Origin of the sequence: Shewanella sp. MEBiC00475 (assembly GCF_005234075.1) — a bacterium.
Lineage (GTDB): Bacteria > Pseudomonadota > Gammaproteobacteria > Enterobacterales > Shewanellaceae > Shewanella > Shewanella polaris.
The window spans coordinates 2385793-2398423 of record NZ_CP039928.1 but is presented as its reverse complement, the minus strand read 5'-3'; the positions used below and the strand labels follow the sequence as shown (position 1 = coordinate 2398423).

General features: G+C 43.1%; 9 protein-coding genes. All 9 read right to left on the bottom strand.

Annotated elements, in window-relative coordinates; all coding sequences use genetic code 11:
• Positions 1-40 precede the first annotated feature (40 nt).
• Entirely contained in the window at positions 41-415 is a 375-nt protein-coding gene (gene rpsL / locus FCN25_RS10570; protein WP_137224548.1) for a 30S ribosomal protein S12, read from the bottom strand.
• A gap of 177 nt (positions 416-592) precedes the next feature.
• Positions 593-4819, bottom strand: coding sequence for a DNA-directed RNA polymerase subunit beta' (rpoC, locus tag FCN25_RS10565; protein WP_137224545.1), 4227 nt, complete (start codon positions 4817-4819; stop codon positions 593-595).
• Between the two features lie 82 nt (positions 4820-4901).
• Positions 4902-8933, bottom strand: coding sequence for a DNA-directed RNA polymerase subunit beta (gene rpoB, locus FCN25_RS10560; RefSeq protein WP_137224542.1), 4032 nt, complete (start codon positions 8931-8933; stop codon positions 4902-4904).
• Between the two features lie 234 nt (positions 8934-9167).
• Positions 9168-9533 (bottom strand): 50S ribosomal protein L7/L12, encoded by a 366-nt coding sequence (gene rplL / locus FCN25_RS10555; protein ID WP_137224540.1) that lies wholly within the window; start codon positions 9531-9533, stop codon positions 9168-9170.
• 54 nt (positions 9534-9587) lie between these two features.
• The gene (rplJ, locus tag FCN25_RS10550; RefSeq protein ID WP_137224537.1) at positions 9588-10088 is read right to left on the bottom strand and encodes a 50S ribosomal protein L10; all 501 of its coding nucleotides are present in this window, start codon (positions 10086-10088) and stop codon (positions 9588-9590) included.
• Between the two features lie 274 nt (positions 10089-10362).
• A complete protein-coding gene (gene rplA, locus FCN25_RS10545) occupies positions 10363-11064 on the bottom strand; it encodes a 50S ribosomal protein L1 (protein ID WP_137224534.1) in 702 nt (233 codons plus the stop codon).
• Between the two features lie 4 nt (positions 11065-11068).
• Positions 11069-11497, bottom strand: coding sequence for a 50S ribosomal protein L11 (gene rplK / locus FCN25_RS10540; protein ID WP_137224532.1), 429 nt, complete (start codon positions 11495-11497; stop codon positions 11069-11071).
• Between the two features lie 128 nt (positions 11498-11625).
• Complete coding sequence (gene nusG, locus FCN25_RS10535) at positions 11626-12177, bottom strand: transcription termination/antitermination protein NusG (protein ID WP_137224529.1); 552 nt, start codon at positions 12175-12177, stop codon at positions 11626-11628.
• Positions 12178-12187: 10 nt separating this feature from the next.
• Entirely contained in the window at positions 12188-12559 is a 372-nt protein-coding gene (gene secE / locus FCN25_RS10530) for a preprotein translocase subunit SecE (protein ID WP_137224526.1), read from the bottom strand.
• Between the last annotated feature and the right edge of the window lie 72 nt (positions 12560-12631).

Here is a 12631-nt window from a genome sequence, read left to right as displayed (position 1 = left end):
TCAAATAAATACTAGCTTGGCCTTACTTAAACGGGATACGTTAAGACTTAGGACGCTTAGCACCGTACTTAGAACGGCCTTGGCGACGTGAAGTCACGCCAGCACAGTCTAATGCGCCACGAATAGTGTGGTAACGCACACCAGGTAAGTCTTTAACACGACCACCACGGATTAGGATTACACTGTGTTCTTGCAAGTTATGGCCTTCACCACCGATATACGAAGTTACTTCGAAACCGTTAGTTAGGCGCACACGAGCTACTTTACGTAGTGCAGAGTTAGGTTTTTTAGGTGTTGTAGTGTACACACGAGTACAAACACCACGTTTTTGTGGGCACGCGTTCAACGCAGGCACATTAGTCTTTTCGACTTTTGGCGCGCGTGGCTTACGTACCAACTGGTTAACAGTTGCCATGTATAGCTCCGACAGTTGATTTAAACTCAACAATTAGGTGTGAAAAATCTATATCCCACAATGGTGGGACGCGGAATTTTAGAAAGGTAATCGCTATCTGTCAAGAAATAGCCAACTTTTCATGCAAATTCCAATAAAAAAGGCGCCAATGGCGCCTTTTGTTAACATAACATTAACTTAATCTTGGCTACCAGCCAAGTTTAAGAGATCTGCTAGGTTCTGTTCAGCTTCGCTTGCAGTCACAGTTGTCGTTGCCACTTTGCCACGAGAACTTGCCGCTTTGGCGCGTTCTTCGTTACGGGCAATGTGATAAGCATAACCTGTACCAGCAGGGATCAAACGACCTACGATTACGTTTTCTTTAAGACCACGTAATGGATCGCTCTTACCACCAACGGCCGCTTCAGTTAACACACGAGTGGTTTCCTGGAACGATGCTGCTGAGATGAATGATTCAGTAGCCAAAGATGCTTTGGTAATACCAAGTAATTCACGCTCAAACGTTGCAGGAGTCTTACCTTGAGCGATTAACTCACGGTTAGCAATCTTCACGCGTGCAACTTCTGCTTGCTCACCTTCTAAGAAATCAGTGTCGCCTGTTGAAGTGATTAAACACTTACGTAGCATTTGACGAATGATAACTTCGATGTGTTTGTCGTTGATCTTAACGCCCTGTAGACGGTAAACATCTTGTACTTCGTTCACAATGTAGTTTGCTACGTTGTGTATACCACGAAGACGAAGAATGTCATGAGCCGCTTCTGGGCCGTCTGCAATAACTTCACCACGTTCGACTTTTTCACCTTCGAACACGTTCAAGTTACGCCACTTAGGGATCATCTCTTCATAGTGTTCACTGCCATCAGCTGGAGTGATCACTAGACGACGCTTACCTTTAGTTTCCTTACCGAACGAGATAGTACCAGAGATTTCTGCAAGAATTGCAGGCTCTTTTGGCTTACGCGCTTCAAATAAGTCAGCAACACGTGGAAGACCACCGGTGATGTCGCGTGTTTTAGACGATTCTTGTGGAATACGTGCTAATGCGTCACCAACGTTGATTTTCGCGTTATCGTCTTTTGACACAATCGCGTGACCAGGTAAGAAATATTGAGCTGGTACTTCTGTACCAGGGATCTTTAAGTCATTACCATCAGCATCAACTAAGCGTATTGCAGGCCGTAGTTCTTTACCTGCTGAAGTACGCGCACCAACCTCAAGTACAACGACTGAAGATAAACCTGTTAATTCATCTGTTTGACGTGTCATGGTGACACCGTCAATCATATCAACGAATTTAACACTACCTGCAACTTCAGAAATAATTGGGTGAGTATGTGGATCCCAGTTAGCAATAATTTGCCCAGCTGCAACGTCACAATCTTCCAATACCTCTAATACAGTACCGTAAGGTACTTTATAACGTTCTTTCTCACGACCTAGCTCATCGATGACGGCTAATTCAGAAGAACGAGATACGATAACAAGTTTACCGTCGATGTTTGAAACATGCTTAGCATTATGTAACTTCAGAGAACCCGCGTTCTTAACTTGAACGTTGTTTTCTGCAGAAGCTCGAGATGCCGCACCACCAATGTGGAACGTACGCATGGTTAACTGTGTACCTGGTTCACCAATTGACTGCGCCGCAACAACACCAATAGCTTCACCGTGGTTGATAATATGACCACGAGCCAAGTCACGACCGTAACACGCTGCACACACACCGAAGTCTGTTTCACAGGTAATTACAGAACGTACTATCACTTCATCAATACTGTGGTCTTCTAACGTATTACACCAGGCTTCATCAAGAAGTGTGTTGCGTGGAGCAAGCACTTCATTTGTACCAGGCTTCATAACGTCAAGAGCAACAACACGACCTAGAACACGTTCACGTAATGGCTCAACAACATCTCCACCTTCAATAAGTGGTTTCATTGTTAGACCATGTTCAACACCACAGTCATCTTCAATAACGACTAAGTCTTGTGCAACGTCTACTAAACGACGAGTTAAGTAACCCGAGTTAGCTGTCTTCAATGCGGTATCGGCAAGACCTTTACGCGCACCGTGAGTAGAAATAAAGTACTGTAGTACGTTTAGACCTTCACGGAAGTTTGCTGTAATTGGGGTTTCGATGATTGAGCCATCAGGCTTAGCCATCAAACCACGCATACCCGCTAACTGACGGATCTGAGCTGCACTACCACGAGCGCCCGAGTCAGCCATCATATAGATGCTGTTAAACGATGCTTGTTGCTCTGGTACACCATCACGGTTAATCACTGTCTCAGTAGACAGGTTTTCCATCATAGCCTTAGAGACTTTTTCGTTAGCACTTGCCCAAATATCGATGACTTTGTTGTAACGCTCACCGGCAGTAACAAGACCTGATTGGAACTGCTCTTGAATTTCAAGCACTTCAGCTTCAGCTTCTGCAACTAAGGTGTATTTCTCGTCTGGAATAACCATGTCATCGATACCAACAGAGGCACCAGAAATGGTTGCAAAACGGAAACCGGTATACATCAATTGGTCAGCAAAGATAACAGTATCTTTAAGACCTAGTTGACGGTAACAGGTGTTCAACAACTTAGAAATCTGCTTCTTACCCATGTTTTGGTTAACCAAATCATACGATAAGCCTTCAGGCAGAATTAATGATAAAAGAGCACGACCAACTGTAGTATCAATGATACGAGTTGCTTTCGTTCTTTCGCCATCTTCAGCTATATGAGTCTCAGTAATACGCACTTTAACGCGAGCATGTAATTCAGCAACACCTGTGGCGTATGCTTTCTCTACTTCTGATACATCAGAGAAAGCCATGCCTTCACCGAGACCATTAATACATTCACGGCTAGTGTAATACAAACCTAATACAACGTCTTGAGACGGTGTAATAACAGGCTCACCGTTAGCTGGTGACAAAATGTTGTTGGTTGACATCATCAGCGCACGAGCTTCTAACTGAGCTTCAAGCGTTAATGGTACGTGAACCGCCATTTGGTCACCGTCGAAGTCGGCGTTATATGCCGCACAAACTAACGGGTGCAATTGAATTGCTTTACCTTCAATCAAAACAGGTTCAAATGCTTGAATACCTAGTCTGTGAAGTGTTGGTGCACGGTTAAGCATTACTGGATGTTCACGAATCACTTCGTCTAACACATCCCATACTTCAGCCTGTTCGCGTTCAACCATTTTCTTAGCAGCTTTAATAGTAGTCGCTAAACCACGACCTTCTAACTTGCCGTAAATGAATGGCTTGAATAACTCAAGTGCCATCTTCTTAGGAAGACCACACTGATGCAGACGTAAAGTAGGTCCTACGGTAATTACCGAACGGCCTGAATAGTCAACACGCTTACCAAGTAAGTTCTGACGGAAACGACCTTGCTTACCCTTGATCATATCAGCAAGAGATTTAAGCGGACGCTTGTTAGAACCGGTAATAGCACGACCGCGACGACCGTTATCTAATAGCGCATCAACTGACTCTTGCAACATACGCTTTTCGTTACGTACGATAATGTCAGGCGCAGCTAAATCTAACAGACGCTTTAAGCGGTTGTTACGGTTAATAACACGACGATAAAGATCGTTAAGATCTGATGTCGCGAAACGACCACCATCTAACGGCACTAATGGACGTAGATCAGGTGGAAGAACCGGTAATACTTTTAAGATCATCCACTCTGGCTTGTTGCCAGAAGTGAAAAATGCTTCCATCAGCTTAAGGCGCTTAGTGACCTTCTTACGACGGGTTTCAGAGTTAATTGATGGCAACTCTTCACGCATTTGCTCGATCTGTTCTTCTAAGTTGATAGCACGTAGCAATTCAAGAACTGCTTCTGCACCCATCTTAGCTTCAAACTCATCACCGTATTCTTCTAACGCATCGAGATACGTTTCTTCGGTTAGCATTTGGCCGCGCTCAAGCGTGGTCATGCCAGGCTCGATAACAACAAATGATTCGAAATACAGTACGCGTTCAATATCACGTAACGTCATGTCCAGCATTAAGCCGATACGAGACGGAAGTGATTTTAAGAACCAAATGTGGGCGACTGGGCTTGCCAAATCAATGTGACCCATGCGTTCACGACGCACTTTAGTCTGGGTAACTTCTACGCCACACTTTTCACAAATAACACCACGGTGCTTCAAACGCTTGTATTTACCACACAAACATTCGTAATCTTTAACCGGACCGAAGATACGCGCACAGAACAAACCTTCACGTTCAGGCTTGAATGTACGGTAGTTAATGGTTTCTGGCTTCTTTACTTCACCAAAAGACCAAGAACGGATTAGATCTGGCGAGGCCAAACCAATTTTTATACCGTTAAATTCTTCAGTCTTACTTTGCTGCTTAAGAAACTTTAATAAGTCTTTCACGTTTCTCTCCTGAAGGAGTTAAACCAGGTGCTTTGCTGATGCAAAGCACCCTTGGTTACCAAACATTGCTTAAGTGCGATGCTTACTCTTGATCCAACTCGATATTAATACCGAGTGAACGAATTTCCTTCAACAATACGTTGAAAGACTCAGGCATGCCAGGTTGCATCTGATAGTTACCGTCTACAATACTCTTATACATCTGAGTACGACCGTTAACGTCATCTGACTTAACTGTTAGCATTTCTTGTAGAGTATAAGCTGCACCGTATGCTTCAAGTGCCCACACTTCCATCTCACCGAAACGTTGACCACCAAACTGAGCTTTACCGCCCAATGGTTGTTGTGTAACTAAGCTGTATGAACCTGTAGAACGGGCATGCATCTTGTCATCAACTAAGTGGTTCAATTTAAGCATATACATGTAACCAACAGTTACTTTACGCTCAAATTCGTTACCGGTACGGCCGTCACATAATGTCAACTGACCAGACTCAGGCAAGCCTGCAAGAGCAAGCATTTGCTTGATCTCTTTCTCTTTAGCACCATCGAATGCTGGTGTTGCAATTGGAATACCACCTTTAAGGTTAGTTGCCAATCGTACAACTTCATCATCAGTGAATGAATCGATATCAACGCGCTGAAGCACGTCATCACCTAATTCATAAACCTGTTTGATGTAACCACGAAGTTCGGCAATTTCACGCTGCTCTTCAAGCATAGCGGTAATCTTATTACCGATACCCTTCGCCGCTGCGCCCATGTGGACTTCAAGTACCTGACCGATGTTCATACGCGATGGTACGCCCAATGGGTTAAGTACGATGTCTACAGGATTACCTTCTTCATCGTATGGCATGTCTTCAACTGGACAAATCTTCGAGATAACACCTTTGTTACCATGACGACCCGCCATCTTGTCACCAGGCTGGATAGTACGTTTAACTGCAAGGTAAACCTTAACAATCTTCAATACACCAGGTGCCAAGTCATCACCTTGGGTGATCTTACGTCGCTTGATTTCAAACGTCTTATCAAAATCAGCTTTTAGCTCTTCGTGCTGTTCAGCCAACTGTTCTAATTCAGTTTGTTTTGCTTCGTCATCGATAACTTGTATTAACACATCTTTACGTGGGATCTCAGCTAACTTAGCTTCTGAGTAACCAACAGACAGTAACAAGTTACGTGCACGGCCCAATACACCTTCTTCAAGGATCTTGAACTCTTCACCTAAGTCTTTACGAGCTTGGCGAACATGCAATTCTTCGATTTCAAGCGCGCGCTTGTCTTTCTCAACGCCGTCACGGGTAAATACCTGGACGTCGATGATGGTGCCTTTCACTGAGTTAGGAACACGTAACGAGCTGTCCTTAACATCAGAAGCTTTTTCACCAAAAATTGCTCGGAGTAGTTTCTCTTCTGGAGTTAACTGTGTTTCACCCTTAGGTGTCACTTTACCCACAAGAATGTCGCCACCCTTCACTTCTGCACCAATGTAAACGATACCTGACTCATCTAATTTAGATAAAGCAGACTCACCTACGTTTGGAATGTCAGCAGTGATTTCTTCACTACCCAATTTAGTATCACGAGCAATACAAGAAAGCTCTTGAATATGGATAGTCGTGAAACGATCTTCTTGCGCTACGCGCTCAGAAATCAAGATCGAATCTTCGAAGTTATAACCGTTCCAAGGCATGAACGCGATACGCATGTTTTGACCAAGAGCCAAATCACCTAAATCGGTTGATGGACCATCTGCCAATACGTCACCACGAACCACTGGCTCACCAACAGAACAACAAGGACGTTGGTTAATACAAGTGTTTTGGTTTGAACGGGTATATTTAGTTAAGTTATAAATGTCGATACCAGCTTCACCTGCGTGTAGCTCATCTTCATTTACTTTAACTACGATACGGCTAGCGTCAACATAATCAACCACACCGCCACGTTTTGCAGCTACAACCACACCAGAGTCAACAGCAAGAGTACGTTCAATACCCGTTCCGACTAACGGCTTATCAGCACGTAAAGTAGGTACTGCTTGACGTTGCATGTTTGCACCCATCAATGCGCGGTTAGCATCATCGTGTTCTAAGAACGGAATTAATGATGCCGCAACAGAAATAATCTGCTGTGGTGATACATCCATATATTGAACATCTGCAGCACGCATAAAGGTAGATTCACCTTTATGACGACAAGCAATTTGTTCTTCAACCATGCGGCCATTAGCATCAACTTCGATGTTTGCTTGTGCAATAACATAACGGCCTTCTTCGATTGCTGATAAGTATTCAACTTCATCAGTAATCACACCATCAACCACTTTGCGGTAAGGTGTTTCTAAGAAACCATACGAGTTAGTACGTGCAAAACTTGCTAATGAGTTGATTAGACCAATGTTTGGACCCTCAGGGGTTTCAATTGGACATAAACGACCGTAGTGAGTTGGATGTACGTCACGGACTTCGAAGCCTGCACGTTCACGAGTCAAACCACCAGGGCCAAGCGCAGAAATACGACGCTTATGCGTCACTTCTGATAGCGGGTTGTTTTGATCCATAAACTGTGACAACTGTGAAGAACCAAAGAATTCTTTCACTGCTGCTGAAATTGGCTTCGCATTAATTAAGTCTTGTGGCATAAGCTCGTTTAAATCGCCTAAAGATAGACGTTCACGAACAGCACGCTCAACACGGACTAAACCAACACGGAACTGGTTTTCAGCCATCTCACCGACACTACGAATACGACGGTTGCCTAAGTGGTCAATATCATCGACTTCATCATAACCGTTACGGATTTCAATGATTTTCTTCATAACGCAAACGATGTCATCTTTAGACAACACGCCGCGACCTTCATCTTCAGCAATCTCAAGACGACGGTTGAACTTCATACGACCTACTTTAGATAAGTCATAACGTTCTTCACTGAAGAATAGGTTTTGGAATAAACCTTCAGCAGCATCTTTGGTTGGTGGCTCGCCAGGACGCATCATACGGTAGATTTCAACTAACGCTTCTAAGCGATTAGTTGTTGAATCAATACGTAATGTATCCGCAATATAAGCACCATGATCAAGGTCATTGATAAATAACGTATCAATATCCTTAATACCAGCAAGTGATAACTTAGCTAAATCTTCTAAGGTAATCTCACTGTTTGCTGTCACTAAAACTTCACCGGTATCTTCATCGATGTAGTCTTGAGCAGCATACTTACCAACAATATAATCTACTGGTACTTCAAGCTCAGTAGTGTTGGTTTTTTCAAGTTGCTTAATATGACGCGCCGTAATGCGACGGCCAGCTTCGACTAATAAAGTGCCTTCAGCATCTTTAATGTCATAGCCTGCAGTTTCACCACGTAAACGATCAGGCACAAGTGCCATAACTAACGAATCTTTCTTGATCTTAAATTGAATACGCTCAAAGAATAAATCTAAGATGTCCTGAGTAGAGTATTCAAGTGCACGTAAAATAATCGTTGCCGGTAATTTACGACGACGGTCAATACGTACGAATAAAGCATCTTTAGGATCGAATTCAAAGTCAAGCCATGAACCACGGTAAGGAATAATACGTGCGTTATACAGCACCTTACCAGAAGAGTGGGTTTTACCACGGTCATGATCAAAGAACACACCTGGAGAACGGTGTAACTGAGACACGATTACACGCTCAGTACCGTTAATAACGAAAGTACCGTTATTCGTCATCATAGGTATATCACCCATGTAGACTTCTTGCTCTTTAATGTCTTTAACAGTGCCAGCAGCAGCTTCACGGTCAAACAACACCATGCGTAATTTAACGCGAAGTGGTGCAGAATAAGTTACACCGCGGATCTGACATTCTTTCACATCAAAAACTGGCTCACCTAGCTTGTAGCTGACATATTGCAGCTCAGAGTAGCCAGAAAAGCTCTTGATAGGAAAAACGCTACGGAATGCGGCTTCTAAGCCACGCTCACCCGTAGGGTCTTGATCGGTGAACTTCTTAAAAGAGTCTAACTGGATAGACAATAAATAAGGGATATCCAAAACTTTTGGACGCTTACCAAAGTCTTTGCGAATACGCTTCTTTTCAGAATAGGAGTAAACCATGGGTTTCCTCTGCTTACGAGATGTGACCAAGACTGAAATAATATAATTAAATCAGCACGTTTGCCTATCACCGTTGATGGCAAGAACCTAACCAGTAATCTCTGCTAGGGACTGCTAAAACTGGCGACAAACGGTGAAAAAAAATCGCCTGCGCATAGAGCGCAAAAAAGGCCGACGGTTAAAAAACCGCCAGCCTTCACCCAATTACTTGGGTGATGCAAGCTAAATTACAGCTTACTTAACTTCAACAGAAGCACCTGCAGCTTCTAAATCAGTTTTAAGAGTAGCAGCTTCTTCTTTGCTTACGCCTTCTTTAACAGCGATTGGCGAAGATTCAGCCATAGTCTTAGCTTCTTTCAAGCCAAGACCAGTAGCGCTACGTAGTGCTTTAATCACGGCAACTTTGTTTTCGCCGAATGAAGTAAGTACTACGTCAAATTCTGTTTGCTCTTCAGCAGCAACAGCATCGCCACCGCCAGAAACTACTGCAGCAGCAGCAGAAACGCCGAATTTTTCTTCCATAGCTTCGATTAGTTCAACAACTTCCATTACAGACATTGCTGCGAAAGCTTCTAACATTTGGTCTTTAGTGATAGACATTAGAAATTTTTCCTATTGTTCTGAATTCAATTTTATTAAGCTGCCTGCTTAAAATTAAGCGGCATCTTGTTTTTGATCGCGAAGGGCGGCCAATGTACGAACAAACTTACCAGCAGATGCTTCTTTCATAGTCATCATCAACTGAGCTAGTGCTTCTTCGTATGTTGGTAGTTTCGCTAAACGATCAATGTCAGCTGCAGGGATAAACATCCCTTCGAAAGCTGCACCTTTAACTTCAAATTTATCTTGTCCCTTAGCGAAGTCTTTTAATAGACGCGCTGCAGCACCTGGGTGCTCGTTAGAGAAAGCAATTAAAGTTGGGCCAGTGAACGTTTCTGCTAGGCACTCAAAAGCTGTACCTTGAACTGCACGACGAGCAAGAGTGTTACGTACTACACGTACAAACACACCATTTTCGCGAGCAGCTTTACGCAGACCGGTCATAGCACCTACAGTTACGCCACGTGAATCGGCAACAACTGCAGAAAGTGCACCTTTGGCAGCTTCGTTGACTTCAGCAACAATTGCCTGTTTGTCTTCGAGTCTTAATGCCATTGGCTTTACTCCTGGATTCTACCTAGGGAATTCCCTAGTATTTACCAAATTAAACACTTATGTGTTTAATTACTTACGGTGCAGATTTTCCAGTAAAAAAATTTAGCTGGGGCCTGACACCGTCTACGCTGGAAATTAAGTTAATCTCGCGATTAACACCTGCGGTCTTGGACGGAAACCGACTCTAATATGTAAAAGTTCGAAAACGATTACATAAAAGCGGCTTCAACCCACAAAGTGCGCGCATTATAGACTAATACGCGCGCTTTGTATATTACTTAGCTTCTTCCAGAGAACTCTGGTCGATAGCAACACCTGCACCCATAGTGGTAGAGATGCTAACTTTCTTAATGTAAATACCTTTTGCAACTGCAGGCTTAGCCTTTTTCAGTGCAGATATCAACGATTCTAAGTTTTCTTTTAACTGTTCAGCAGTGAAAGTTACTTTGCCAATAGTTGTATGAATAATACCATTCTTGTCATTTCTGTAACGAACTTGACCCGCTTTGGCATTTTTAACTGCTTCAGCAACGTTAGGCGTTACTGTACCAGTTTTAGGGTTAGGCATTAAACCACGAGGGCCTAAAATTTGACCTAACATACCAACAACGCGCATAGCATCAGGAGATGCGATAACAACGTCAAAGTTCATTTCACCAGCTTTAACTTGTGCAGCTAAATCTTCCATACCCACAAGTTCAGCGCCAGCAGCTTTAGCAGCTTCAGCGTTTGCACCTTGAGTGAATACAGCAACACGAACGTCACGACCAGTACCATGTGGCAGTACAGTTGCACCACGCACGTTTTGATCTGATTTACGAGGATCGATACCTAGATTAACAGCAACGTCAACACTCTCTACAAATTTAGCTGTCGCTAATTCTTGTAAAAGTGTTACAGCTTCGTTGATGTCATACATTTTTGTTACATCAACTTTTTCGCGGATAACGCGAGCACGCTTAGTTAGCTTTGCCATTATATTAATCCTCTACTACCAAACCCATTGAACGTGCAGTACCTTCAATTGAACGAGTCATCGCTTCAATATCAGCACCAGTCATATCAGCGGCTTTAGTTTCAGCAATTTCCTGAACAGCGCTACGCTTTATTGTTCCTACTTTTTCAGTATTAGGACGTCCAGAACCTGATTTCAGACCTGCTGCTTTAAGCAGTAGGAAAGATGCAGGTGGAGTCTTAGTTTCGAAAGTGAAAGAACGGTCGTTAAATACCGTGATAACAACAGGAATTGGCATGCCTTTTTCGAACTTTTCAGTACGAGCATTGAATGCTTTACAGAATTCCATGATGTTCACACCCTTTTGACCTAAAGCAGGACCAACTGGTGGAGACGGGTTTGCAGCACCGGCTGCTACTTGTAGCTTAATATAAGCTTCAATTTTCTTTGCCATGTCGACATTTCCTCAATTTGGGTTCAAACGCATGTTGGCGACATGCCAATACGCTCCCCTGAAAACAACGGGTGCGAATTATATAAAAATCCGCACCCGCAAACAATGTTTATTTGTAGTTATTTTAATCAGCTCTTTTCAACTTGATTAAAATCTAATTCTACTGGTGTAGAACGACCAAATATCATCACTGATACTTTGATGCGATCTTTTTCGTAATCAACTTCTTCGATGGTGCCATTAAAGTCAGCAAATGGACCGTCACACACACGAACAACTTCACCTGGTTCATACATGACACGATGAGTTGGAGACTCGACAGTATCTTGAAGACGCTGAAGAATAGCATTAGCTTCTTTGTCAGAAATAGGTGCTGGACGATCTGATGTACCACCAATAAAGCCCATTACACGTGGGATACTTTTGACTAAATGCCAGCTATCGTCATTCATTTCCATCTGGACTAATACATAACCAGGGAAAAACTTACGTTCGCTTTTGCGACGTTGACCTGCACGCATTTCAACAACTTCTTCGGTAGGAACTAAGATCTCACCGAAGTATTCTTCCATATTGTGCATTTTGATATGTTCAAGCAGTGTTTTAAGAACACGGCCTTCATAGCCCGAAAAGGCTTGGATCACATACCATTTTTTTTTCGCTTCTGTAACTTCAGTCATTTTCAGATGCCTATACGCCAGTAATTAAATTGACAACTCTTAACAATACAGCATCAAATCCCCAAAGGATTAATGCCATAACTGCAGTAGCTGCAAGTACAATAAAGGTCGTATTTAACGCCTCTTGGCGAGTTGGCCAAACGACTTTACGCACTTCAATATGTGCTTCTCTAGCAAAAGATTGCGCTAGCTTACCCTTGCTTGTCTGCAGCGCAATGATACCAGCTATAGCGAAGGCAATAATTACCCCAGCAACACGAGCGACTACATTAGCATCTGCATAAAATTGATTGGCTATAACAGCGGCAGCAACTAGCACTGCTGCTACGCCCCACTTAACGATATCCAAAGAATTACTCTGGTTTTCAGTATTTGTTGTCATCGGTTAATTCCGTTACTCACTACGACCTGGGCTTAGCTTGGTAAACAACATATTTACCAAATCCGCATTTCC